At 35.1% G+C, this 26208-nt stretch carries 19 protein-coding genes and 1 pseudogene; 9 read left to right on the top strand and 11 right to left on the bottom strand.

What is annotated here, in order from left to right:
* The 4 genes and pseudogenes from CLV90_RS19360 to CLV90_RS18545 all read right to left on the bottom strand — a co-directional run.
* Positions 1 to 1324: pseudogene (locus CLV90_RS19360) on the bottom strand (hypothetical protein); the annotation flags it as partial.
* A gap of 339 nt (positions 1325 to 1663) precedes the next feature.
* Positions 1664 to 3517, bottom strand: coding sequence for a membrane protein insertase YidC (gene yidC / locus CLV90_RS18555; protein WP_133689007.1), 1854 nt, complete (start codon positions 3515 to 3517; stop codon positions 1664 to 1666).
* Positions 3518 to 3586: 69 nt separating this feature from the next.
* A complete protein-coding gene (locus CLV90_RS18550) occupies positions 3587 to 5224 on the bottom strand; it encodes a CTP synthase (RefSeq protein WP_133689006.1) in 1638 nt (545 codons plus the stop codon).
* 50 nt (positions 5225 to 5274) lie between these two features.
* Positions 5275 to 5517, bottom strand: a complete 243-nt coding sequence (locus CLV90_RS18545) for a DUF3820 family protein (protein WP_133689005.1) — start codon at positions 5515 to 5517, stop codon at positions 5275 to 5277.
* 60 nt (positions 5518 to 5577) lie between these two features.
* On the opposite strand from CLV90_RS18545, the gene CLV90_RS18540 reads away from it, so the two are divergent.
* On the top strand, positions 5578 to 6447 hold the full coding sequence (locus tag CLV90_RS18540) for a hydroxypyruvate isomerase family protein (RefSeq protein WP_133689004.1): 870 nt from the start codon (positions 5578 to 5580) through the stop codon (positions 6445 to 6447).
* A 228-nt stretch (positions 6448 to 6675) separates the two neighbouring features.
* Here CLV90_RS18540 and CLV90_RS18535 read toward each other — a convergent pair whose 3' ends face one another.
* From CLV90_RS18535 to guaA, 4 genes are read right to left on the bottom strand one after another with little or no spacing between them, the layout of a single operon-like run.
* Positions 6676 to 7212: a DUF922 domain-containing protein gene (locus tag CLV90_RS18535; protein ID WP_243835573.1), complete on the bottom strand. Its 537-nt coding sequence runs from the start codon at positions 7210 to 7212 to the stop codon at positions 6676 to 6678.
* The gene (locus tag CLV90_RS18530; protein WP_133689003.1) at positions 7200 to 7604 is read right to left on the bottom strand and encodes an OsmC family protein; all 405 of its coding nucleotides are present in this window, start codon (positions 7602 to 7604) and stop codon (positions 7200 to 7202) included. The genes CLV90_RS18535 and CLV90_RS18530 overlap by 13 nt, the downstream gene beginning before the upstream one ends.
* Position 7605: 1 nt before the next feature.
* Positions 7606 to 9807 carry a LysM peptidoglycan-binding domain-containing protein gene (locus tag CLV90_RS18525; protein WP_133689002.1) on the bottom strand — a complete coding sequence of 734 codons (2202 nt, stop codon included), beginning with the start codon at positions 9805 to 9807 and terminating at the stop codon, positions 7606 to 7608.
* A 1-nt stretch (position 9808) separates the two neighbouring features.
* The gene (gene guaA / locus CLV90_RS18520; RefSeq protein ID WP_133689001.1) at positions 9809 to 11341 is read right to left on the bottom strand and encodes a glutamine-hydrolyzing GMP synthase; all 1533 of its coding nucleotides are present in this window, start codon (positions 11339 to 11341) and stop codon (positions 9809 to 9811) included.
* A 73-nt stretch (positions 11342 to 11414) separates the two neighbouring features.
* On the opposite strand from guaA, the gene CLV90_RS18515 reads away from it, so the two are divergent.
* Together CLV90_RS18515 and CLV90_RS18510 are read left to right on the top strand one after the other, a co-directional pair.
* Complete coding sequence (locus tag CLV90_RS18515) at positions 11415 to 12140, top strand: SIMPL domain-containing protein (RefSeq protein WP_133689000.1); 726 nt, start codon at positions 11415 to 11417, stop codon at positions 12138 to 12140.
* Positions 12141 to 12503: 363 nt separating this feature from the next.
* Positions 12504 to 13049, top strand: coding sequence for a pyridoxamine 5'-phosphate oxidase family protein (locus CLV90_RS18510; protein ID WP_133688999.1), 546 nt, complete (start codon positions 12504 to 12506; stop codon positions 13047 to 13049).
* On the opposite strand, the gene CLV90_RS18505 is transcribed toward CLV90_RS18510, so the two are convergent.
* Positions 13046 to 14422: an ArnT family glycosyltransferase gene (locus CLV90_RS18505; RefSeq protein WP_133688998.1), complete on the bottom strand. Its 1377-nt coding sequence runs from the start codon at positions 14420 to 14422 to the stop codon at positions 13046 to 13048. The two genes, CLV90_RS18510 and CLV90_RS18505, sit on opposite strands and share 4 nt — an antisense overlap.
* Positions 14423 to 16027: a bacillithiol biosynthesis cysteine-adding enzyme BshC gene (gene bshC, locus CLV90_RS18500; protein WP_133688997.1), complete on the bottom strand. Its 1605-nt coding sequence runs from the start codon at positions 16025 to 16027 to the stop codon at positions 14423 to 14425.
* A 171-nt stretch (positions 16028 to 16198) separates the two neighbouring features.
* On the opposite strand from bshC, the gene CLV90_RS18495 reads away from it, so the two are divergent.
* From CLV90_RS18495 to CLV90_RS18475, 5 genes are all read left to right on the top strand, one after another.
* A complete protein-coding gene (locus CLV90_RS18495) occupies positions 16199 to 18652 on the top strand; it encodes a M14 family metallopeptidase (protein ID WP_133688996.1) in 2454 nt (817 codons plus the stop codon).
* An 8-nt stretch (positions 18653 to 18660) separates the two neighbouring features.
* Positions 18661 to 18855, top strand: coding sequence for a DUF4177 domain-containing protein (locus tag CLV90_RS18490; RefSeq protein ID WP_133688995.1), 195 nt, complete (start codon positions 18661 to 18663; stop codon positions 18853 to 18855).
* Positions 18856 to 19014: 159 nt separating this feature from the next.
* Entirely contained in the window at positions 19015 to 21378 is a 2364-nt protein-coding gene (locus CLV90_RS18485) for a DUF2339 domain-containing protein (protein ID WP_133688994.1), read from the top strand.
* Positions 21362 to 22588, top strand: a complete 1227-nt coding sequence (locus tag CLV90_RS18480; RefSeq protein ID WP_133688993.1) for a DUF3999 family protein — start codon at positions 21362 to 21364, stop codon at positions 22586 to 22588. Before CLV90_RS18485 ends, CLV90_RS18480 begins: the two co-directional genes overlap by 17 nt.
* A gap of 75 nt (positions 22589 to 22663) precedes the next feature.
* On the top strand, positions 22664 to 23620 hold the full coding sequence (locus CLV90_RS18475; RefSeq protein WP_133688992.1) for a lipid A deacylase LpxR family protein: 957 nt from the start codon (positions 22664 to 22666) through the stop codon (positions 23618 to 23620).
* A gap of 1 nt (position 23621) precedes the next feature.
* Here the strand turns inward: CLV90_RS18475 and rimO are convergent, their stop codons facing one another.
* Entirely contained in the window at positions 23622 to 24926 is a 1305-nt protein-coding gene (gene rimO / locus CLV90_RS18470; RefSeq protein ID WP_133688991.1) for a 30S ribosomal protein S12 methylthiotransferase RimO, read from the bottom strand.
* 51 nt (positions 24927 to 24977) lie between these two features.
* Here rimO and CLV90_RS18465 point away from each other — a divergent pair, with 51 nt between their 5' ends.
* Positions 24978 to 26165, top strand: coding sequence for a serine hydrolase domain-containing protein (locus tag CLV90_RS18465; RefSeq protein WP_243835571.1), 1188 nt, complete (start codon positions 24978 to 24980; stop codon positions 26163 to 26165).
* The last annotated feature ends 43 nt before the right edge of the window (positions 26166 to 26208 follow it).

Genomic DNA, 26208 nt, shown 5'->3' with positions numbered 1-26208 from the left:
TTACCGTTTCCTCGTCCACACAACCGTTCGCATCTGTTACCGTTACCGTATAATCGCCGGCCGTATCTACTTCTATAGCTGCCGTTGTGGCCGAAGTGCTCCATAAATAACTTGTTCCGCCACTTGCCGTTAGCGTGGTGCTACTGTCTGAACAGATTTCCAATGTTCCACTGATCTCCGCTATCGGTAACGGGTTTATTGTTATAATGCTTTCTGTAAAAGGTCTACAATTAGTATCTGATAAATCTGGATCATTGGTATCTAAAATAGCATAGGCGTAATATGTTCCTGGCGCTAACCCTGAAATAACAGCTGTAGAAGTTGCTGTTCCTCCAGTAGGAGTAACAATTGCGCCTAATTGCGTACCACCAAAATAAGGATTACTTTGCTGACTAGAATAGTAAACAAACTTTATATTTATATTTTCTATATCTGTATCCACAGAAAGACCTTGACCTTGAATGTCTTCGCAAGTGGAGAAATCTGGAGATCGATTATTTAGAGTTGGACAAGTAAAACAAACAGGTGTAGTTACATTTGTTGTTGTTATACATCCATCAGCATCTGTTACTGTTACATTATACATAGATTCTGGCATAACATCTAATAAATCCATAGTGTTTGAAGTAAACCCACCTGGACCTGACCAAGAATAAGAGAATGGTGCTTTCCCCCCACTAACAACCAAATCAACATCAGCCAAATTGTTTAAATTACAAGCAGCTTCAGCCACTGCGTTTAATGGAGGAACTACATTAATTACCGGGTTTGCATAGCAATATTTACCATTAGGATTATTCTGCGGAGTAACAGGGCTTTCACCATTTGCAGCTGTCCAAACTAATAGAATATTATCTAAAACCAATTGGCTACCACAAGTAAAAGTGATTTCTCCATAATCCAACACTTGTTGATTGCCTGTTTGTTCACTGCTCTTAAGAACTGGACCAGATGACCTAGCGATTTTACAAACTGCCACCGACCCATCTGGTCGCGTTTCGGTTAAATCTGCAAAAACACCAAGAAATCTGTCGCTACTATTTGTATTATGATTAATAGATATAGAAAAATTAGCAGTTATTTCATCACCAGAAATACAACTATTACATATTTCTCCAGTATCGAGAAAAGCACCTAAAATCTGAATATCATTGGCAAGACATTGACCTGGTGTATATTCTGAATTTAATCTTAAGTCTTGTTGATCAAAAGGATCTGGATCTTGCGGACAAAATGATTGTGCCACAACACCAACTGTTGCGAAGAGCGAAAAGCTGAAAAAAAGTAAAAAATTTCTTAATGTTAAAAAAGTAAAGTTCCCCATGGTATAGTATTTAGTTATTAAATACCATATCATAAAAAGTTACGAAGTCATAAATTAAGATGTGGGGTCTTAGACATATAACCATCTATGAAACATAAGAAATGAGCTATCACAACTGATTAACAGTCGTTTTATAACTTTCACAAGGGGGAGTTGATTGAAAATTAAAAAAGATACATTATCCTCTTATCTTCAAGATATAATTGCAATTTGATAAATTTTTAACATTTTTTTATATAAAAATTAATTTATTCGATGAAATACACAGATATTCTTAAAAAACACAAAAGCCCTTTCAATTTTGAAAGGGCTTTTTATTTTTACAGCACTACGGTTTTTTTAATTCTTCTTCTGCGCTTCTGCTTGTTCCATCATTTCACGCATTTTCTTTTGGAACTTGTTCTCCTTTTTAGGCTTCTTCTTGTTCTCTTGTATCTGAGCATGTATTTTGTCATTGTCAATGATAACATTCTTGATGACCAACATAATTCCTATTGTAATTAAGTTAGAAACAAAATAATACAAACTCAAACCACTCGCATAGTTGTTAAAGAAAAACAACATCATAAATGGCATTAGGTACATGATAAATTTCATGTTAGGCATACCTGGTTGCGTTGGCATATTCTGACCCGTAGTCATGTTCATGTAAAAGAAAATTGCTATAGATGCCAATATTGGAAACAAACTTACGTGGTCACCATAGAAAGGAATTGAAAATCCTTCTGGGAATTGATAAATGGTATCAAAAGAAGAAAGGTCATCTGCCCATAAGAATGATTTTTGACGCAATGCGAACGATGTTGGAAAAAACATGAAAAGTGCATAGAAAATTGGCATTTGTATAACCGCAGGTATACAACCGCTCATGGGGCTCACCCCTGCCTTACCATACAATTTCATAGTTTCTTGCTGCTTCTTCATAGCATTGTCCTTGTACTTCTCCCCTAACTCTGTAATTTCAGGTTTTAATACCTTCATCTTCGCTTGAGATAAATACGACTTGTACGTTACCGGTGACATTGCCAAACGAACCAAAATGGTCATTATAACAATCGCAATACCGTAAGGGAAATACGTACTGATTAATCCGTAAAACGGTGTAAATACATAACGGTTGATCCAACCGAATATACCCCAACCAAAAGGAATAGAGTCTACAAGACCTAAATCTTCATACTGAGATAAAGTATCAACGTCCGTAGGACCAAAATACCAGTGTAAATCTTTAGAAATTTCACCGCCTTCCAATTCTACAGGTAGTGTAGATGCATATTCTTTTGTAAATCCGAAAGTTCTACTTTCCTCTTCTACTAAGTTTACAGAAGTTAGGTCTCCGCTTTTAAAAGGCTGATCTGCTGCTAGAATACTGCTAAAAAAGTGTTGTCTGTAAGAGATCCACTTTACATCTTCTTCAGTTTCTTCGTCATCACTTCCTTCAGAAAGTTTACTTATTTTACCATCTTCATGATTATAAGTTAAACGCGTATACCTATTCTCGTACTGTATACTTTTAGAATGACGTATCCCTTTTAATTTCCAATCTAATTGAACTGGCTTGCTAGAACTTATAACATTATCTAAGCCTTTAGATTTTATGGTAAAGTCAATTAAATAATCGTTCGGCTTAATAACATATCTATATTCTAAATATTGATTGTTAGATGTCTTAGCTTTTAATGATAATACTTTATTACCATTGTCATTTGACATTGTAGGCTCAAAATATAAATCTTGAGTATTCAACATTCTATTATCAGATGTAGCGAAATCTAGACCAAAAGAAGCATTACCATCTTTTACCAAATACACCGGTACAGAATCGTAAGTAACGAATTGTTTCATTTTCGCTTCTACGATCTGCCCACCTTTATTACTGATTTTTAATAAAAGAACTTCATTCTCAAAAGTAGTAATGTCATCAGAAGGTCTTGTAAAACCAAATGCGCCAAGTTTACCTTGGTAATTGGCAACTGCAGTAGAATCTTGTAAATCTAACTGTGGTACATCATTAATAACAGTTTCTGTTTCTGAATTTTCTGATGCCTTTACAGCCTCTACTTGTTCTTGCTTTGCCTTTTCTGCCGCTAACTCTTCTGGAGTTGGTTGATTTTGGTAAAACATGAAGATGAGTATTCCAAAAATAAGCACGAAGCCAATTATGGATTGTACATCAAATTTCTTTTCTTCCATGTGGTATTTCTAATTAATTGGGAATATTTTGAATTTTTAAGAAAGCAAATATATGTCCAAATATGGTGTTTATGCCAATGTGGCATTAGTTTGTGACTTTTTATGCTCTAAAGCCGCCTTAACGAAGCCCACAAATAATGGATGCGGATTAGCTACAGTACTCTTATACTCTGGGTGATACTGCACGCCAATAAACCAAGGATGGTCTTTTGCCTCTACAATCTCAACCAAATTAGTCTCTTTATTGAAACCTGTTGCCATAAGACCTGCATTCTCTAATTGCTCTAAATAGGCATTGTTAAATTCATATCTATGACGATGACGTTCAGATATTTGAGAAGCACCATTATACATTTGCTTAACCAAACTACCATCTTTCAAATCACAGTCCCATGCACCTAAACGCATAGTACCACCTTTATCGGTTATGGTCTTTTGTTCTTCCATAATACTAATTACAGGATCAGGTGTGTTTTCATCCATCTCTGTAGAATTTGCATTTGTGAGATCTAATACATCACGTGCATATTCAATAACAGCCATTTGCATACCTAAACAGATACCTAAAAACGGAATTTTATTAACACGTGCATATTCAACGGCCTTTACTTTACCTTCAATACCACGCTCACCAAAACCTGGTGCTACCAAAATAGCATCCAATCCTTTTAATTTACTTTCAAAATTTGCAGAGGTGATATATTCCGAATGCACAGATTTGACAATTACCTTTACCTCGTTCGCAGCACCGGCATGTATAAATGACTCTAAAATAGATTTATAAGAATCTTGTAATTCTACATATTTACCTACTAACCCAATGGTTACTTCATTTTTCGGGTTCTTATGTCTTTCCAAAAACCCGTTCCAAAGCCCTAAGTCTGGCTCTACTGTATTTGGTAATGCCAATTTCTGTAGGGTTACGGTATCTAAACCTTCTTCTTGCATTAATAAAGGCACATCGTAAATAGTTGATGCATCTATACTCTGTATAACCGCCTCCCGCTTTACATTACAAAAAAGCGCCAGTTTATCTTTTATCTCGTCTGAAATTTCATGCTCTGTTCTACACACTAAAATATCGGCTTTTATACCGCTTTCCATTAAAGTTTTTACAGAGTGTTGCGTTGGCTTTGTTTTTAACTCACCTGCAGCAGACAAATAAGGTACTAGGGTTAAATGGATAACAATAGCATTATTATCTCCAAGTTCCCAAAGTAATTGACGAACCGCTTCTATATATGGTAACGATTCAATATCACCAACCGTACCACCAATTTCAGTAATAACGATATCATATTCACCGCTTTTACCTAAAACTTGAACACGTTCTTTTATTTCGTTTGTAATGTGAGGAACTACTTGTACCGTTTTTCCTAAAAATTCTCCTCTACGTTCTTTTTCAATTACGCTTTGATAAATTCTACCCGTAGTAACATTGTTGGCCTGAGAAGTACGAACATTTAGAAAACGCTCGTAATGACCTAAATCTAGATCAGTTTCTGCACCGTCATCAGTTACATAACATTCGCCATGCTCATAAGGGTTTAAGGTTCCTGGATCTACATTAATGTAAGGATCTAGCTTTTGAATGGTAGTTTTGTAGCCGCGAGATTGCAGTAATTTCGCCAAAGATGCAGCAATGATGCCTTTTCCTAGTGATGAAGTAACGCCTCCCGTAACGAAGATGTATTTGGTTTGTGCCATGTATCGAATTCTATGTTACGGGACACAAAGTTACAAATTGAGGTTAGAACTCAACGGGTTTCTTTAGGAAAATGTTTTTGTATTTTTCGAATTATCGATTCTAAGCCGTTTGTTTTGATTTCTAACATAGAACGCAATAAATCTCCCAATTTACCATCAGGAAATCCTTTTTGATTAAACCATACCAAATATGGCTCTGGTAAATCAATCAGATACTTACCCTTATACTTACCAAATGGCATACGGTAATGTGCCAATTCTATTAACTTCTGCTTATCTGGATTAATTTCCATTTTTAAATCTAAAAAAATTATCTTTAAAGAATCAACTACTCAATCTACAAATCAATTATAATGAAAAGAAGAAATTTTATTGGAACATCAGCGGCTGCCTCTGTCGGGTTCTTATCGACTTCGGCTGCAATGGCCAACAATATAAAACCTAAAACTACGGCAAAATTAAAGTACAATATTAACCATAGTGTTTGTTATTGGTGCTATGGAAGCATCCCTTTTGAAGATTTTCTTAAAAATTTAGTAGAGCTTGACATTAGATCTATTGATCTGGTCGGGCCAGATGAATTCCCTCTTTTAAAGAAATACAATATTCACGCATCTATGTGCTGGGGCGCAGGCATGGGCATAGAAAAAGGTTTTAACGATCTTTCTTTACATGACGAGTTAATTGCCGATTACGAGCGCGTAATACCGTTAGTGGCAGAAGCAGGTTACACTAACCTAATATGTTTTAGCGGTAATAGAAACGGAATGAACGACCTAGTTGGTTTGCGTAATTGTGCTATTGGATTAAAAAAATTAATGCCTTTAGCTGAAAAACATGGCGTTGTTTTACAAATGGAACTTTTAAATAGTAAGGTGGATCATAAAGATTATATGTGCGACACCTCTGAATGGGGCGTATCTCTTTGTGAAGCAATTGGATCTGAACATTTTAAACTGCTTTACGATATTTACCACATGCAAATTATGGAAGGTGATATTATTAGAAACATTGAGAACTATCATCAATATTACGGACACTACCATACTGGCGGAAACCCTGGTAGACACGAGATCGATGAAACACAAGAAATTTTCTACCCTGCAGTTATGAAGGCTATTCTAAAAACTGGATATACGGGACACGTAGCGCAAGAATTTGTACCCAGTTGGGAAAACAAAATAGACGCTTTAAAACAGGGAGTTACTATTTGTGATGTGTAATTTAGTGAACTAGTGGTTAGTGAACTAGTGGTTAGTGAACTAGTGGTTAGTGAACTAGTGGTTGTTCTAAAGAAAAAAAGCAAGCTTTTTTTCTTTAGGATTTTTCACCCTTTTACCTAAAAAATATAATTGCTTTTTGTATTGAAATTAGCAAGGTAAATGATGAGGAATTAAAACTAATCAACTATTTCACTAACCACTATTTCACTATTTTATTTCACTATTAACTTAGCGTTCGCTTAACGCTTCCTCAATCTCTTTTACCCAACGTTCTTGAACAGGTAAATTCCTTGAGTAGTTAGTTTCTGAATCGTATTTATTTTGAAAATCGTTCAGTTGGCGAATGGTAGCCTTGTAGATTTTACGAATCTCTTCTTTTACATTCTTGGTAAATTTCACCTCCGCCAATTGCTTTCGCAATTTGCGTGCATAGAGCTCGGTTATATCGAAATGTAATTGCTCATGAAGCAAGGTTATATTATTACATAGCTTAGGTTTATACCACGACTTCGTCGGATAAAAATAAGCGAATACCTTATAATCTACCTGCAATTCGTCATTCTCATAAAAAGTGGAAAAGCGATAGGTTATACCACTTGCCGTGGTTGCTGCAGCACTTGAAGTTACGGGTACAGCTCCTTTAAAATCACTCCAAGTAAATCTAAAATCAGGTTCCCAAGACACTACTTCTTGACTCTGAACATCAGAAATGGTCAGTAGCGCTAATAGAAGTAATATAAAATGTGTCTTTTTTATAAGTCCCAATTATAAGTGATTACTTTCTCAATATCTGGATGCAAGCTAAAGTGCACAGGGCATGTATTTGCCGTGTGCACTAAAATTTTTCTATTCTTATCTGATATTTCTTTTGGCAAATGAACATTTACTTCTATTTTTGAAATTCTTCTCGGTGAAGCTGCCATGTGTTTGGTTACAGATGCCGTAGTACCTTTTAAGTCTATTTCTAAACCGTTTGCCTTAATACCCATCATTGTCAACATACAACTTGCCAAACCTGTAGCTACGGTATCTGTCGGCGAAAATGCCTGACCTAATCCGTTATTATCTACTGGTGCATCTGTCACGAAAGAATCGTTCGATTTTAAATGAACACATTCGGTTCTTAACTCGCCGTTGTAAGTAACTTTAGATGTCATTCTATTCTATAGTTTTAATTCTTAAATCATCTATCATCATTATATATGACGATTGATTATGATACCCTGAAACTCCTTTTCTCTGGTAATCGAATTTATTACCATTATATTCGGTTTCACCAATAAATCTTGAAACTTCGATTAGATTATTACTATAAGCTAACTTCAATAATAGATCGTAGGTCAAATCAAATCCTCTTACAGCATATCTATCTGGGTCATCTCCAAAACGTGTTCTATAACGTTCAACGAAGGAATTATTTGTCACTTGACGATTTACAGATGGGTAGGTAAATTTTAAATTCGATAAATGCGTATTCGAGATAACATCGTTCTCAAATGCAGAATTCATATCTGTCGTAAACATACGCACCTTTACTTTATCTTTTGCCAATTCTGGATCAAGTGCCGTGTTATTGAATGAATTCAAAATAGAAACTACACTAGCAATTAACTTATAATTATCAGATTCTACAAATACCCAGTTGGAAACTTCATCTGAAAGTAGGGTTTGAAGTTTATCTCTGTTTATACCAATATTCTTGTCTTCTTCTTTTACAACAACCACTTTAGCTGTAGGAAAACGTTTTAGAATAGCATCTTTTTCCTTTTTATTATCCTCATCGGCGATTATCAAAAGTGTTTCTTCATTATGTTTTTTTTCAACATAATCTAACATATGCTTCCATAATATTTCTTCATCTGTATACGAAAAGAATACGTTTTCTAAACTAATATCACTTTTAGCATTAACCGGTGCAATAACTGGCACATTGAATTTCGATGCCTGCACAGCTGTTTCTTTAAGAGATGGCGCATCTAACGGACCGAAAACGGCATTGTAATTACCTAACTGTTCCCCTTGCAATAACTGCTTAGTTGTAGCCAAGTCTAATTGATTATCTAAAGTTTTAACGTCTATTGAAACACCTAAAGATTTCATAGAATCTATTGCTACCAGAGCACCTGAGTACAGACCTAAACTAACGGTCATATCTCTTCGGGCATCAATTGTTTTTTCTGCACTTTCCTTGTCCTCCAAATTTACCTTATCTAATCTAAATGGCAGTAAGAACAATACTTTTGGCTTAACCCCAACATTTATACTATCTAATAAATTTACTTTATCTAGCACTAGAGCATTTCTTACCTCAAAATCACCAACCTTATCTTTTGGTAATTTTAAAACCATACCTGCTTTTAGACCTCCTTTTAAATCAGGATTCAATTGAACCAATTCTGCCCAAGTCATTCCAAACTTTCTTGTTAATCGAAACTCATTTTGCTTTGGCTTAACCTCATAAAAAATATAGTTGTCCGTATTTATTTCTCCTGTGGCTACTTTCTGCTCAGGAATACGAATAACCATACCTTCTTTCAATCCGCCGCGTTCTGTAATCTCAGGATTTAAACGAACTATTTCATCTGACTTTACCCCAAATTCTTTTTCTAAACGATAGAAATTCATTTTGGCTGGTACCGTATACGAAGTGTATAACTGAGTTACTTGATTTTTTACCGTACTACCTGCAATTCTAGGCATCATTAACTCGTAACCTTCAGACAAATAATTATTTGCCGCGGATAAACTAGGGTTTAGCTCTAACATTTTTTCAATGGTAATACCATATTTATGAGCTATACTCCAGCGCGTTTCTTTGGCCGCTACAATATATTTTTCCAAATCACCTTCGTCTGTGCTCACCTCTTTAACCATGGCAGCACGATATTTAGGAATACGCAAAACCATCTTCTTTTGAAGTGGAGATGCATACAATGCCGGATTATACTTTTTTAATTCATCTTCAGTAATTTTATACATCTGTGTAATACCGAAAATTGTTTCTTTTTTCTTGACGCGGTGTTCTGTATAACCTACAGGTTCTCTTTCGGTTATAGATTCTTGAACTTCATTCTTTACGCCTTTAATAGTTGCGGTATTCGAAGTTGGTGTACTTGTCTCTGCAACTATCTTTTTACCCGGCACCACCAAAATAGTGTTCGATCTTAATTTCTGACCTTCCTTTATTTCTTTGTTGTACTGCAGTATGCTTGCAGGTGTAACCCCATACATCTTAGCGATACTTTGTAAGGTTTCTCCCGATTTTACTTCATGGGTATTGAATTTTTGAGCCATTGCGGTGCAAGAAACCAATAAGCAAAATGCCCCAATAATGTAAACTTGATTAAATATATACTTCATATTATTCCCATTCAATTGTTGCCGGCGGCTTCGAACTTATATCATATACGACACGATTGACGCCAGGGACTTTATTAATGATATCATTTGATGTTTTTTGCAAAAATTCATACGGTAAATTCACCCAATCGGCAGTCATACCATCTGTACTTTCTACAGCTCTAAGCGCTACACATTTTTCGTACGTACGCTCGTCGCCCATTACACCAACACTATTTACTGGCAATAACATGGCACCTGCTTGCCATACCTTATCGTATAGATCCCATTTTTTTAATCCGTCAATAAAAATAGCATCTACTTCTTGTAGAATAGCCACTTTCTCTGGAGTGATATCGCCAAGAATACGAATTGCCAAACCAGGACCCGGAAAAGGATGCCTACCCAACAATGCTTTGTCGATACCCAAACTAGCTCCTACTCTTCTAACCTCGTCTTTAAATAGCATTTTCAATGGTTCTACTACTTTCAATTTCATGAAATCTGGCAAACCACCTACGTTATGGTGACTCTTTATAGTTTGTGACGGACCACCGGTTGCTGATACAGATTCTATAACATCTGGATAAATTGTACCCTGTGCCAACCATTTTGCATTTTCAACTAAATGCGATTCATCATCAAAAACTTCTATAAATACACGACCAATTGTTTTTCTTTTGGTTTCTGGATCACTCTCACCAGCTAAATCATCCAAAAAACGTGCCGAAGCATCAACACCTTTTACATTTAAGCCCATACCCTCGTACTGCTTCAATACATCGCCAAACTCGTTCTTTCTCAAAAGTCCGTTATTTACGAATATACAATGAAGGTTTTTGCCAATTGCCTTATGTAACAAAACTGCTGCTACAGAGGAATCTACACCACCAGACAATCCTAAAATCACCTTTTCATCGCCTATTTTCTCTTTCAACTCCGCCACTGTTTTATCAACAAAAGCATCTGGAGTCCAAGTTTGTTCCATTCCGGCAATATTTACCAAAAAGTTCTCCAAAACCTGTTTTCCATCCTTTGAGTGATATACTTCTGGGTGAAACTGAATTGCATAGGTCTCTTCCCCTTCAAACTTAAAGGCTGCATTCTCCACATCATGTGTACTTGCCAATAAGGTTGTATTCTCAGGCAAGTGCTTAATAGTATCTGCATGGCTCATCCACACTTGGCTACCTGTACTTACTTTATCAAAAAATGGTTCGTTCTCTTTTATAAAGCTAAGGTTGGCACGACCATATTCTCTGGTATTCGATTTCTCTACACTACCGCCGTGAAAATGTGCTAAATACTGTGCGCCATAACAAACACCCAACAATGGTTTTTTACCACGTATTTCTGACAGATCCGGGTGAACGGCATCTTCGCCCCTAACCGATAAAGGAGATCCAGAAAGAATCACCGCTTTATACTCAGAAAGATCTTTTGGTAGTTTATTATAAGGTTTAATTTCAGAGAAAATATTCAGCTCACGTACACGTCTTCCAATCAATTGGGTGTATTGTGAACCGAAATCTAGTATCAGGACTTTATTTTGCATGGGCAAAAATAGCAAATTGACAGTTCTTGAAAAGTATCTTTTGCTATATTTAGATTGGATTTATATATTTTTCATGAAACATGTTAGTTCAATCATTTTCGGAGCGGCCATTATCATAGCCGCATTTTTTTTAAGTAATGCTTATATACAAAGGGCGAACCCACCTCAAATGATATCGGTAACCGGTTTGGGTAATGAAAATTTCACCTCTGACCTTATTGTTTGGGAAGGGCAATTTTCTACCAACAGTACCGAATTGAAAACCGCTTTAAATCAATTAAACCGAGATAAAGATATTGTTCGTAAATATTTAACCTCAAAAGGCATCGATGCCAATAGTATTATTTTTAATAGTGTACAGACTACCGAAATGCGCGACAACCAATACGAAAACGGAAATTATGTTGGTAGTATTTTTAGAGGATATCAATTAACGCAGACCATTCAAATAGAATCTGAGAACGTCTCCCTCATTGAAGGTGTATCTAGAGAAATTACCGAATTATTAAATAAAGGGGTACAGTTTAACTCATCACCACCACGATATTACTACACTAAATTAGCGGATCTTAAAATTGAAATGATTTCAAAAGCAACGGAAGATGCTAGAATTCGTGCGGAAAAAATTGCCGAAAATGCAGGTAGTAATTTAGGTGATCTGGTTTCTGCCAACATGGGCGTTTTTCAAATTACGGGTCAAAATTCTGGTGAAGATTATAGCTGGGGCGGTGCATACAACACCTCATCTAAAAATAAAACAGCTTCTATAACTATGCGCCTAGAATATAAAGTGAAGTGATAGTAGTACTTTGATCAATACCATTTACCGATCTGGTAAAGAATATATTAAATATAAAAGCCCGGTAATCACCCGGGCTTTTCAATCAACCAATTTTCAAACCGAATACTTAAAAAATCTTTTTCATAACAATCTGTATTCAAACAATAAGTCGATACTTATCTTTTCGCCTTACATTTATTTTCAAAAAAAAAGCTCAGGAACCACCCCAAGCTTTCACATAAATCAAAAACCAAATTCAAACCAAAGCTTAAAAATTGAACCTAATCAATTTCCTTCTCACAGCTATTACTTATATAACAACCAACTCCTCTTTTACCCTACCCGAAAATTCCATTATTTTTACATTAAATATTTATTAGCATGATAAATTCGTTTTTTGAAGAATTAAGTACTGAAATATACAAGGGAGTAAATAAAAGAGGGCATCCATTTCGGTACATTACTATGGCAACAGTAGGCAATGATACCGTAGCTCGTTTACGTACGGTTGTACTTCGTAAAGTTTCTGAAAATTTAGTCTTAACTATCTATACGGATAGCCGTACCCAAAAAATGAAACATATTGCAGATAATAACCAAGTCAGCTTTCTATTATATCATCCAAAAAAAATGTTACAGTTAAAGGTAGAAGGTACTGCCCATATAGTTACGAATACCGATAGATTACATACTACTTGGCAAAATATTCAACCCAACAGCAGAAAAGATTACATTACTCAAACTAGCCCTGGTAGTTCAATTAAAAACCCTGATCATGTAGATTATATTGAAGACAAGAACTACTTCACCATAATCGATATTATTCCATCTAAAATTGAGTATTTAAAACTACAAAGACCTAATCATATTAGAGCTCTTTTTTTAAAAACGGATGATAAGTGGAATGGGAAATTTTTAGTTCCTTAATTTATATAGAAATATAGATTTTCTTTTTCTTTTCCAAAACCAATTAAACTATCTACGGGTTTGCTTTGTTTTACTGCGGATGCATTAATAGTAATTGAAATTTCCTTATCATGTTTTAATTCTAAAGCGTTTAACGAATAATCATCCGCAGAAAGTATAGTTCGCTCCGGATGCAACAAGCGCACATTACCGGCATAAGTAACATTAGGAAGCACCCATTGATATTCATCATAATTTTTGCTCAACGTATTGGCTATTGGCTCAAAACCAAAATGGACAGATGAAGGTATGTTTAATAGTTTCTCTATTGGTGTTCTTATTGTTTGTACGCCTATTACTGCAATAAAAATCCAGAACCCAATAGTTACCAGTTTCACTTTCTTTTTAAATTTAATAGCCTCTATTAGTAGCACTATAAAAGGAATAAAAAGCGGCAGTAACCACCTCGTCTCTACTTTCTGACTTTGAAAAACAAGAAAAAATAAACCTAACACCGTTAATTGAACGATGAACATTTTAACAAACCAATTTAGTTTCCGTTTATTGAAACTCACAGTTTTTGAAAAATAGCCTAAACCGACAATTATAAGAAGTGGAAACATCAAGGCGAACAAGCTTTTTAAATAAATTAAAATGGGAAGCAACGAAAATCCCGATTCCGCTTCTTCTATGCCTATTTTCTCTTCTACGCTTTGTGTCAAAAAAGTTTGAAATTCATCAGGACCTAACAACCAATTGACATGTGGAGCTACTAATAATACAGAAATAAAAACAGACACCAGTATTTTGGGGTTAAAAACTATAGTTCTTAATTCTTTATCCCACAAAGCAACCAAACCGAAGGTTACCAGAAAAAATGCATAATTGTATTTAGACATCATGCCCACACCTACAACCAAACCAAGTAAAAGATAATTGGAAATAGATTTGCGCGCTATTAATAGCTGTATGAAATAATAAGAGGCAACTATACATAAGCAAAGTAAGCTAGTATGTGAAAGCCTGCGAAAAGTAAAATCTATATATACTGGTATTAAAACCAATACTAAAACAGCCAATTTAGATGCATCAGCGTCTTTAATTCTTATCCTAGAAAATCGATACAGCATTAATAATGTACCTGCAAATAATAGTCCTCTAAGCATAGAGAATGCTATTTTATCCACACCAAATATAGAATTGAAACCATATTGCAACCACGTATAAAGCGGTGGCTGGTCGTCATAACCCCAACGAAGCCATTGCGAGTAGTATGCCTGTTCAGCGTCTTCTAATTCTAAAGCACTTTTAAAAAATGTAATTAAGGATATTGCTAAAAATGATAATACAGCAAGTACGGTTATCTTATTTTGAGATACGTTCTTGCCTATCATTTATTTTTGGGTAATAACGGTAAAACTTAAATCTAACGGATTTAAAGCCTCAAATAACATAGGCACTAATTCTTCGCCATATTCTAAATAAAATTCAGAAAAATTTGACTGTCGTTCTTGAAGCGATTGGTTTGGGAAAATTTCATTCTGCAGCTCTGTCATACGGACTACATGATCTTTCAATTTTCTTTTCTGCGCTTGTAGCAAACGTTTTTCTAAAGCATCCAATCCTTTTTTCTGCTTAACTTCTTGTGCCTTTACAGCACCTAGAAAAGATTTATCCGTCTTTTCTGCAAGTACGTACATATCCTTAAATTGCTCTTCTAACAATTTCTTCTGTGGCGAAAAATCAATATCTATATTTGAAATTTCTCGAATCTTTTTGTTGATAAGACTATTCTGCTTTAAGAATATGTCGGACTTTGAAATATTCATTTTACCTAGCTTTTCAGCTTGCTTCTCGGTAATAATCAAAGCCGAATTTCTCACCAATAAAATAGGGAAAGTAACATTCATTGCTTCAAAAGCTGCCTTCAATTCTAACCAATAGGCAATCTCTCCGCCTCCGCCTATGTAACATAAGTTTGGCAATATCACTTCTTGGTATAATGGTCTTGCTATTACGTTGGGTGAGAATCGCTCTGGGTGCGCATTCATCTCGGCTATCAACGCTTCTTTAGTGAAAGAAATAGTTGTTTCATTTACGATATACTGCCCTTTACTTTCTATTATTCTCTCGCGAATTCCATCTTTCAAATAGAAATAATTAATTTCTCGCGGATTTACCTGTACCGGATAATCAGACGAAATTTCTTCTATTTCTTTAATGGTTTCCGATACTTTGTCGAACGCAGTTTGCTCAAAAATATCTTTCTTCATAAACGGCACTAGCGTCTTTTTCAAGTCGATATCATCACCGTCTACAATTACCAATCCGTAGTCCTTAAAAATTTCGTTTGCCAAGAACCGAGTTGCATCCGTTAGGTTATCATGTTTCAGATATGCGTTTTCAAACAACTCTTTTAGCTTTTTGGCATTGTTACTGTCGCCAATGGTTTTAGAATATAATGCAAAAACTTCTTCCAATCCTCCCGTAGGCAAATGCCCAACTGCACCAGATGCTTCTTTGTTCCACTGAAATTTTAATCCCTTGAAATTAAAATAATTGATTTCGTCAAAATCATGATCTTCTGTAGCCATCCAATAAATAGGTACAAAATTACTATCAGGGTATTCCTTTTTTAACTGCTTTGTCAAGTTAATCGTAGAGATAATCTTGTATAAAAAGTATAACGGACCCGTAAAAAGATTTAACTGATGACCGGTAACTATAGTAAACGTATTCTGCTCTTTTAACAGCTTAATTCTAGCCGCTGTACTTTTAGATGTATCCGTGTTTTTATACTGATTCTGAATTGAATAATAGAGTACATCTCGTTGAGCTTGGGTAAAATGAGCACCCTTCTCTTGTATCTGTCCTTTAAATCCTTCAACATCGGGAAACCGATTGTATAAGGTGTTAAGTTTGGGGTCCTTTGCTGTATAATCGCAAATTAATTTCGAAAAATAGCCTGTTTTTTCTAGGGGTAAACAATCAATATCCATATAAAAAGTAAATACTTGGTAAATATAAAACCCTTTCGTTTTACATTTCCTAAATATAAGTTAATTACGGTTAGTATTAAATACCCGATTACTCGTCAAAATACAAGCTAAATCAGGTGCATTTTGCATTTATTTTAATAGATTTGGCTGACTCAGAACACAAATAACTATATGAAACTAATTCTACGAACCGCCTTACTTTTTATCCCATTGTTTAGTTTGGCTCAATTAAAATCTCCGTCAGAGTTTTTAGGCTATGAGCTAGGCACACAATTTACAAGACATCATGAAGTTGTCGATTACTATCAATATTTAGCAGATGCCGAGCCGCAACGCATGACGCTTATTGAATATGGTAAAACCAATGAACGCAGACCGCTAATATTGGCAACCATTTCTACAAAAGAAAATATGCAAAACCTCGACAATATTAGAGAAGAGCATATGAAAGGTATAAATGGCGAAGGATTACCAGATAAAGCAATTGTTTGGCTTAGCTATAATGTTCATGGTAATGAAAGCGTGAGTACAGAAGCGTCAATGCAGACTATATATGACCTTTTCACTACTAAGAGCAGTTACCTAGATAATATAGTAGTATTGATTGATCCGTGTATTAATCCAGATGGTAGAGATCGTTATGTAAATTGGTACAACCAATTTAAAAATTCACCCAACCAGGTAGATCCTAATAGTAAGGAGCATCATGAGAATTGGTGGAGTGGTCGCAGTAACCATTATATGTTCGATCTTAACAGGGATTGGGCTTGGTTAACGCAAGTTGAAAGTCAGCAACGTTTAAAGCAATTTAATAAATGGCTGCCTCATGTACATGTAGATTTTCACGAACAAGGTGTTGATAACCCGTATTACTTTGCCCCCGCAGCAGAGCCTTTTCATGAGGTAATAACTGATTTTCAAAGAGAATTTCAAGAAACTATTGGCAAGAACCACGCAAAATATTTTGATGAAAACGGATGGTTTTATTTTACAAAAGAAGTGTTCGATCTTCTTTACCCAAGTTATGGCGATACCTACCCTACTTATAATGGCGGTATTGGCATGACGTATGAGCAAGGTGGTAGTGGTCGTGCCGGTTTAAGCATTATTACTAGTATTGGAGATACACTTACGCTAAAAGATAGAATTTCTCATCATTTAACAACTGGTCTGTCTACCGTAGAAGTTGCATCTAAAAATGTCACTAAGTTAAATGATGAGTTCAAGAAATTTTACTTGAATAAAAATTTTAAATACAATAGCTATGTGCTGAATGGCAATCCAGATAACATTGAGGCATTAGCAGATTTGTTAAGCATGCATGAAATTGAATATCAAGCGGGCACGAATGCCACCGTTAAAGGATACAGCTATACAACCGGTAAAGCTGGTTCAATAAAAAGCAGCAAAAAAAGTTTGGTAATATCATCAAACCAGCCAAAAAGTACTTTGGTTAAAGTGTTGTTCGAACCTATGGCCAAACTAAGTGATTCTGTCACCTATGACATTACCGCATGGTCTTTACCTTATGCATACGGATTAGATGCTATCGCCAGTGAAAGCAGTATTACTAAAAGCTATCCGCCACATAACGGTACTGAATATGGAGTTTTAAAACCAGACAGTTACGCTTATTTATCAGACTGGAATAGTATGAAAGATGCAAGGTTCCTGGCTGAATTACTACGTAATAAAATACGTGTACGTTATGCGCACAAACCATTTACTTTAGATGGTATTTCTCATGAGCGTGGTACATTGATTATTACAAAGAGTGATAATAAGCAGTTGAAAAACTTTAATGAAATTTTGACTACTGCATCTGTCAACCATTCTAAAAACCTAATTTCAACAAGCACAGGCTTTGTAGAAAGTGGTAAAGATTTTGGTTCTGGCTATGTTGATGTTATTCAGAATTTGAATATTGCCGTACTTTCTGGCGAGCCTACTTCTACCCTTCGATTTGGAGAAATATGGAACTTTTTTGAACAACAATTAGACTACCCTATTTCTGTATTGGACGAGGATTATTTTTCACGTGTAGATCTTGCCAAATATGATATTTTAATTTTACCTGATGGATGGGGATACAATAGCTTTCTATCTAAAAACATTAAAGAAAAAATTAAAGATTGGGTAAAGCAAGGTGGAAAACTAATTGCTATGGGTGGTGCAATTGATGGTATTACAGCTTCTGATAAAGACTTCGCCATAAAAGAAAAAGAAATCAAAAAAGACTCTTCAAATAGAATAGAATCTTTTGAAATTTCAGAAAGAGAACAAATCAAATCTGCCATTACAGGGGCTATTTTTAAAGCAACTGTCGATAATACAAATCCGTTAGCTTATGGCTACAGCGATACTTATTTTACCCTTAAACTAGGAGCTCGTTCTTATAATTATTTAGAAAACGGAAGCGCTGTTTATTTAAGTGAAGGTGCCAACGAACCCGTATCTGGATTCGCAGGTAGCGAAGCAAAGAAAAAAATTGCTGAAACCTTAATTTTCGGAACCGAAGATATGGGTCGCGGACAAATAATATACATGGTAGACAATCCGCTTTTTAGAGGTTTCTGGGAAAATGGAAAACTATTTTTCGCTAACGCTTTATTCATGGTTAACTAGAAAACAGCATGAAAGAATATAAAGTCGAAACCCTTACTTTTCGTGCTAAATTGACTTTTGATAGAAATCATTTAGCGAAATCATCAAATAAAGCAATTCAAGAAAAGTTGGACGAATATGCTAAAAATGGCTGGCGCTTGGTTTCAACCAATACAACAGAGTATAGCATGGATATGTATGTTTACTTATTCTTTGAAAAGTAAAAAATACGAAAACAATATCTAGTTTATATATCCCTTAACCAATTCAAATGGTTTCAGGGATATGTTATTTTATAGCTACACCATTCTTCTCCCAACATATTTGCATCTTTTGCGTTTAAATTAGCAGAGCCTTATATATTAGGGTACAAACCAACACTTATGCCAAACGACCAAGACCAAATAAATGCATTACTGCAGAAGTTAGAACTGCTTTTAAAAAAGCAGCAAGACTTTAATATTGAGGTAAATGAAATTCGTAGAGATATTCAAATACTCAGAAATACTCAGGCGCTTAAATTCAATGAAACATCTATTGAAGAAACAATCGCACCACAAGAGGTTCTCTCTGAAAAAGAACCTATTGTTACCCCTGAAGTAGTAATTACCCAAACTCCTATTTCGACTGAAACAGCTGCTACTCCTATACAGACCGAATCTAAAATTAGTTCTGAAAAGAAAATAAAATTACCAAAAGGTAAATCTAATCTTGAGAAATTTATTGGCGAAAACCTTATCAATAAAATTGGGATACTGATTACCGTTATCGGTGTTGGAATCGGTGCAAAGTATTCTATTGAAAATAACTTAATTAGTCCGCTAACCAGAATTATACTTGGGTATTTGGTAGGTATAGGCTTATTAGGATTCGGATTTAAGCTAAAAGCAAAATACGTAAGCTATAGCTCTGTTCTAGTAAGTGGTGCTTTGGCTATACTCTATTTCTTAACTTATATTGCTTATGACCTTTACGGGTTATTCCCACAGATGGTAGCGTTTGGTATTATGCTGTTATTTACTGTTTTTGGAGTCGTAGCCGCGCTGAGTTACAATAAGCAGATTATTGCTCATATCGGTCTAGTAGGGGCTTACGCCGTACCTTTTCTACTGAGTAACGATTCTGGCAATGTTACTGCACTATTTAGTTATATCGCCTTAATTAATATCGGTCTCTTAGTTATTTCGTTTAAAAAATATTGGAAAGCACTTTACTACGTAGCCTTTGCATTCACCTGGCTCATTTATGGGTCTTGGTATGCATTCTCTAGCTACGATGAAGATTTCTCTATTGGTTTTGGTTTTTTAGCGCTATTCTTCACATTGTTCTACGCTACGTTTTTAGCGTTTAAACTGATAAAATCTGAAAAATTTCAAGTTGCAGATATTATTCTGATCATGCTAAATTCGTTCATATTTTACGGCTTTGGTATTGCCTGGCTTTATGATTATGAAGGCGGAGAGTTTTATTTAGGTTTATTCACCCTATTGAATGCACTTATTCATTTTGTGATAACAGTAATTATCTTCAAAAGAAAATTAGCTGATCGAAAGCTATTCTTTTTGACATCTGGGTTTGTACTTACCTTTATTACCATAGCCGTGCCTGTTCAATTAGATGGCAATTGGGTAACGTTATTTTGGGCTTTTGAAGCCGCGCTACTATTTTGGATCGGGCGCACCAAAAAAGTCAAATTCTATGAATACCTTTCATATATACTGGTTGCCCTAGCGTTTTTAAGTTTAACTATGGACTGGGCAGAAAGGTACTCCTATATGAATACCGCAGATGAATGGAGCCTATTATTAAACACCACCTTCATGACTTCGATACTTTGCGCAGCAGTCTTCGGATTCATGAATTGGATTCAAATAAAATTTGACACTAGCAAACCGTCAATAGTTCAAAAAATCATGATATTTGGTATTCCTGCTTTATTTGCTGGCACACTCTACTTTGCCTTCTTTCTTGAAATTGAACAGTATTGGAACAATGCCTTTCAGTTATCCAAAATAGATATATCGAGTACTTCTGGCGAATACCCTGAATATAATTATAACCTTAAAGATCTTGAAGATATTTGGCTAACACTGTATACCATGTTTTTCATTAGCGTTTTAAGCTTTATAAATATTATAAAAATTAAAAACAAGGTTTTAGGAATAGTTGCCCTAGGCGCTGCGCTTTTAGCTACTTTATTGTTCCTTACAAACGGACTTTACACCTTAAGTGAACTGCGTGAAAATTACCTTACCCAGCAGCTTTCAGAATTTTACAATGTAGGAGCATATAATATTTACATGCGCTATATTTCATTTGCATTTCTGACATTTCTATTACTCGCCATTTATAAATTAGCACAACAAGAGTATTTAAAATTCAATTATAAAGTTCCGTTCGAAATTCTAATGCATACCACAATTATATGGGTAACAAGTAGCGAACTGTTAAATTGGATGGATATTTCTGGGTCTGAACAATCTTATAAATTAGGACTTAGTATTCTTTGGGGTGTGTATGCGCTATTACTCATCGCCTTAGGTATTTGGAAAAAGAAAAAATACCTGCGAATTGGTGCTATTATACTATTCTCCATTACGTTAATTAAGTTGTTCTTCTATGATATTTCATCATTGAATACCATTTCTAAGACAATCGTATTTGTATCATTGGGTGTCTTATTATTGATTATTTCATTTCTTTACAACAAATACAAACACATTATTACAGATGAAACTAAACAATAGTCTTCTAACAATACTTGTCTTTCTGACGATTTCAATTTGTTTCGGACAGATGGATGCTTATTCTAAAAAAATAGAGTTGAAAGGTATCGATAGTCAATGGCATACTATTGAAGTACCAAACAACGTATTTGAAGATGTAAATACCGACATGAGCGATATTCGTGTTTATGGGGTAACCGCTACAGATACTATTGAAGCACCATACCTTCACAAGGTATCTAAAGCTGAAAATGCAAATTCAGAAATATCTTTCAACTTATTAAATAGTGTCAATAATTCTAAAGGTTATTTCTATACTTATGAGCTACCTCAGAAAGAAACGATAAATGAGATTTTACTAAACATAGAAGATTCTAATTTTAATTGGGAAATTACACTTGAAGGAAGTCAACATCAAAAACAATGGTTTACTATTCTAGAAGACTATCGCATTTTGTCTATTATTAATGACCAGACAAATTATTCGTTTACCACATTGAAGTTTCTTGACGCTAGTTTTAGATATTATAGAGTATTGATAAAGAGTAAAGAAAAACCAGACCTAGCATCTGTAAATATTTCAAAAAAGGCTATAAAGCCTGCCGAGTATCGCGATTACGATGTACAGTCTTTTAAAGTTTCTCAAGAGGATGAGAAGACCATTATAGATATTGATTTAAAAAATCGAGTACCTCTAAATTTACTAGAGCTAACGGTTGACGATAAAATAGATTATTACAGGTCAATTTCTATTCAGTACTTAGTTGATAGTGTAAAGACCGAAAAAGGATATTATCATAATTACAGCCCCTTAGCTACAAAGACTCTTTCTTCAATGGAAGATAATAGTTTTCAATTACCTAGTACGCTAGCACAAAAACTCCGAGTTATCATATTAAATAATGATAATCAGCCTTTAAAAATATCTGATGTAAAACTTAAAGGGTTCGTGCATACGCTGACTACCCGTTTTACAGAACCAGCTACTTATTATTTAGTTTACGGCAAGCCGTATGCTAATTTCCCGAATTATGATATAACAAAAACTACAGTTTCTTTACCTGAAAATATTACAACTCTAGATTTTGGTAGCGTCGTTGAAATTCCAAAACCAGAAATTGAGACAACCAATCCCCTTTTCGAAAATAAATGGTGGTTGTGGGTTATTATTGGTGTTGTAATCGCTTTGTTAGGCTATTTCACCATTAGGATGATGAAGAAGGAGCTTTAGTTGTTTTTATCAAAAGGTTTACTTTCTAAGGTTTATTATTTAGAACCTTCATAAAATTTCATCGTAAGTAGTGTGATGAAAAATTACATTCTAGTTTTACTATTACTGCCTACGATACTTTCAAGTCAAAAAATAGACAACCTTGCTTCCTTTAGAGATATGGGTACCTCGAACTATTTTAGGCTCAATTATGACAATGATTTCTTCGCTGCATCAGATAAAAATTACACGCAGGGTTACAGTTTTGAATACGTGAACAATGGCTTAGCTAAGAACCCAATAAATTATATTTTCATCAAGCCAAAAGCTAATCACTTTACTTACGGATTAGCATTAGAGCATATTGGCTATACGCCTAGTGATTTTGTTAGTCCCGATATTCAAATTGATGATAGACCCTTTGCTGCTGCTATATACCTTAAGAGTTTTGTTACTGCAACAGATACCATTACTAAATCAAGATTATCTCAATCGTTAAGTTTGGGGATTATTGGTCCCGGTGCATTTGGTAGAGAAATGCAAACAGCTATTCATAAATTAATAGAAAACAAAACTCCCGGTGGCTGGGACAATCAAATTCAAAATGACCCAGTATTTAATTATAAAATTGGTTACGAGAAACAAGTCTTCAATTTTAAAGACATAGCTAATTTACAGGCCATAACGTCATTTCAACTGGGAACACTATTTACAAATGCATCTGTCGGATTTAATACTACCGTAGGATTATTAGATAATCCGTTTTCTAGAAACAATACACCTTCGAAGTTTAAATTTTATGCTTTTGTACAGCCCACAGTTAATATAGTAGGTTTTGATGCCACCTTGCAAGGAGGCATTTTTACCAATGATAATCCTCACACCATTTCTTCGAAAAATATAGAAAGGTTGACCGCACAAGTCGACTACGGACTCATACTCAAATACAGAAAACTGTATTTAGAATATACCCGAACAACGATTACCAAAGAATTTATCTCTGGTAATTCTGCCAATTGGGGCGGTTTTAAAGCGGGATTTCTATTTAATTAATCTACACAACCGGCTCACCATAAAGGTCAAAGTCAGCTGCTTCTGTAATCTTAATATCTACAAACTCACCTTGCTTCACATAATGCTTAGCGGCATCAATTAAAACCTCGTTATCAACATCTGGAGAATCAAATTCTGTTCTTCCAATAAAGTAGTTACCTTCTTTACGATCTATAATACAACGAAAAGTCTCCCCTACTTTCTTCTGGTTCAATTCCCATGAAATTTGAGATTGAATTTCCATGATGATGTTAGCACGTTCTTGTTTCACTTCTTCCGGAACATCGTCTTCTAATGAAAACGCATGTGTGTTTTCTTCATGACTGTAGGTAAAGCATCCTAAACGCTCAAAACGCATGGCAATTACCCAGTTTTTAAGAATCTCGAAATCTTCTTCGGTTTCACCAGGGTAACCAACGATCAATGTGGTTCTAATAGTCATTTCTGGCACAGCAGCTCTAAACTCCTTCAACAACTTGGTTGTTTTAGCTTCAGTTGTACCACGACGCATACTTTTTAAAATACGGTCAGATATGTGCTGTAACGGAATATCTAAATAGTTACAAACCTTTGGTTCTCTATTCATTACATCTAACACATCCATCGGAAAACCAGCCGGAAATGCATAATGTAAACGTATCCATTCTATTCCTTCAACCTTTACCAATGCTTCTAAAAGCTCGGCAAGATTTCTTTTCTTATATAAATCTAATCCGTAGTAGGTTAAATCTTGAGCTATCAATATTAATTCTTTAACTCCTTTGGCTGCTAACTTTTCAGCCTCGGTCACCAAATCTTCAATCGGAGTACTCTTATGCTTACCTCTCATTAGCGGAATTGCACAAAATGAACAAGGTCTATCACAACCTTCAGCGATTTTTAAATACGCGTAGTTCTTTGGTGTGGTCGTTAAACGCTCACCAATTAACTCGTGTTTATAATCTGCCCCTAGTGCTTTCAATAAACCTGGTAGCTCACTGGTACCAAAGTATTCGTCTACATTCGGAATCTCTTTCTGCAAATCTGGCTTGTATCGCTCACTCAAGCAACCAGTAACAAAAACTTTATCTACGACACCATCTTCTTTCTTTTGTACATATTCTAAAATGGTATTAACACTTTCTTCTTTTGCATTGGCAATAAAGCCACAGGTGTTAATTACAACTATGTTTCCTTCTTCTTCATGTACAACTTCTTTGTCGTTAGCCTTTAACTGACCCATGAGTACTTCAGAATCATAAACATTCTTGGAACAACCTAGTGTTACTACGTTGATTTTGTTCTTCTTAAGGGTTTTTGTCCTCATAATTTAAATTGGGGTGCAAAAATACGATTTGGGTATTTAAAAACGTTAGATATGGACAAATTTACTTGTAATCTTTATTTGATTACAGTTTATCAATACCCAAATCTTAAATTAACCATGAAATTCTCCCAATATTTCAGGCTACTTGCCCTATCAATTATTTTAGCTTCGTGCTCAAGTGATTCTGAACCTACTTCAGAAACTGGCAAAAGTGGCATACCACCCGAGGTGGCACCATTACCGACAGAAACTTATTTCCCTCCAATTTCGAGAGCCAACGAGTGGGAAACCATATCTATGGAAACATTAGGTTGGAACGAAGATCAAGTAAGCAACTTATATTTCTTTTTAGAAAATAATAACACCGACGCTTTTATTATTCTCAAGGATGGCAGGATAGTAATAGAAAAATACTTTGGCGATTTTAAGTCTGATGATAATCATGCATGGAATTCTGCCGGAAAAAATTTAACGGCAATGCTTACCGGTATTGCTCAAGAAGAAGAATACTTTGATATTACAGATGCTACATCTACATATTTAGGTGAAGGCTGGTCGAGTATGCCTCTAGAACAAGAATTGAATATCACCATAAAAAATCAATTGACCATGACTACTGGTCTAGATTATACAGTCGATGACATTTTTTGCACCGATCTTGAATGCCTAACATATTTAAATGACCCTAGCACTTTTTGGTATTATCATAATGCACCTTATACGTTATTAGATGATGTCATTGCCAACGCGACCGACACTGATTTTAATTCTTATTTTTCTGAAAAAATCAAAGAACCAATTGGTATGCAAGGCTTATTCATTAAAGTCGGATATAATAATGTATTCTTTAGTTCTGCGAGAAGTATGGCACGTTTCGGAATTTTAAACTTAAATCAAGGTAATTGGGACGGAACCTCAATTCTATCTGATGAGAGTTACTTTAACGCTATGACTAATAGTTCTCAAAATTTAAATCCTTCGTACGGATATTTGTATTGGTTAAATGGTAAAAGTAGTTTTAGACTACCGAGTACTGTTGAAGAGTTTACCGGCAGCTTAATACCCAATGCTCCTGCAGATATGTATGCTGGTTTAGGATTAAATGACCAGAAACTATATATGGTACCTAGCTTAGATTTGGTTGTTGTACGATTAGGCGGCGCCAGTAATGAAGAACTTTTAGGCCCTTCTAATTTCGATAATGAACTTTGGGGATTGATTAATCAGATCATAGAATAAAAGTTTCTTTTCTTTTTTAGCAACATCATCTATTGCTGTTGAT

It is taken from the genome of Maribacter spongiicola (assembly GCF_004364165.1).
In the GTDB taxonomy this organism is placed as follows: Bacteria; Bacteroidota; Bacteroidia; order Flavobacteriales; family Flavobacteriaceae; genus Maribacter; species Maribacter spongiicola.
Note: the sequence above shows the minus strand (reverse complement) of the source record. Positions and strands in the feature narration are given on the sequence as shown.

Excerpts from the sequence above, each read along its gene's own strand:
- yidC (WP_133689007.1), bottom strand. The coding sequence starts at position 3,517 with ATGGAAGAAAAGAAATTTGATGTACAATCCATAATTGGCTTCGTGCTT.
- CLV90_RS18550 (WP_133689006.1), bottom strand. The coding sequence starts at position 5,224 with ATGGCACAAACCAAATACATCTTCGTTACGGGAGGCGTTACTTCATCA.
- CLV90_RS18545 (WP_133689005.1), bottom strand. The coding sequence starts at position 5,517 with ATGGAAATTAATCCAGATAAGCAGAAGTTAATAGAATTGGCACATTAC.
- CLV90_RS18540 (WP_133689004.1), top strand. The coding sequence starts at position 5,578 with ATGAAAAGAAGAAATTTTATTGGAACATCAGCGGCTGCCTCTGTCGGG.
- CLV90_RS18530 (WP_133689003.1), bottom strand. The coding sequence starts at position 7,604 with ATGACATCTAAAGTTACTTACAACGGCGAGTTAAGAACCGAATGTGTT.
- CLV90_RS18525 (WP_133689002.1), bottom strand. The coding sequence starts at position 9,807 with ATGAAGTATATATTTAATCAAGTTTACATTATTGGGGCATTTTGCTTA.
- guaA (WP_133689001.1), bottom strand. The coding sequence starts at position 11,341 with ATGCAAAATAAAGTCCTGATACTAGATTTCGGTTCACAATACACCCAA.
- CLV90_RS18515 (WP_133689000.1), top strand. The coding sequence starts at position 11,415 with ATGAAACATGTTAGTTCAATCATTTTCGGAGCGGCCATTATCATAGCC.
- CLV90_RS18510 (WP_133688999.1), top strand. The coding sequence starts at position 12,504 with ATGATAAATTCGTTTTTTGAAGAATTAAGTACTGAAATATACAAGGGA.
- CLV90_RS18505 (WP_133688998.1), bottom strand. The coding sequence starts at position 14,422 with ATGATAGGCAAGAACGTATCTCAAAATAAGATAACCGTACTTGCTGTA.
- bshC (WP_133688997.1), bottom strand. The coding sequence starts at position 16,027 with ATGGATATTGATTGTTTACCCCTAGAAAAAACAGGCTATTTTTCGAAA.
- CLV90_RS18495 (WP_133688996.1), top strand. The coding sequence starts at position 16,199 with ATGAAACTAATTCTACGAACCGCCTTACTTTTTATCCCATTGTTTAGT.
- CLV90_RS18490 (WP_133688995.1), top strand. The coding sequence starts at position 18,661 with ATGAAAGAATATAAAGTCGAAACCCTTACTTTTCGTGCTAAATTGACT.
- CLV90_RS18485 (WP_133688994.1), top strand. The coding sequence starts at position 19,015 with ATGCCAAACGACCAAGACCAAATAAATGCATTACTGCAGAAGTTAGAA.
- CLV90_RS18480 (WP_133688993.1), top strand. The coding sequence starts at position 21,362 with ATGAAACTAAACAATAGTCTTCTAACAATACTTGTCTTTCTGACGATT.
- CLV90_RS18475 (WP_133688992.1), top strand. The coding sequence starts at position 22,664 with ATGAAAAATTACATTCTAGTTTTACTATTACTGCCTACGATACTTTCA.
- rimO (WP_133688991.1), bottom strand. The coding sequence starts at position 24,926 with ATGAGGACAAAAACCCTTAAGAAGAACAAAATCAACGTAGTAACACTA.
- CLV90_RS18465 (WP_243835571.1), top strand. The coding sequence starts at position 24,978 with ATGGACAAATTTACTTGTAATCTTTATTTGATTACAGTTTATCAATAC.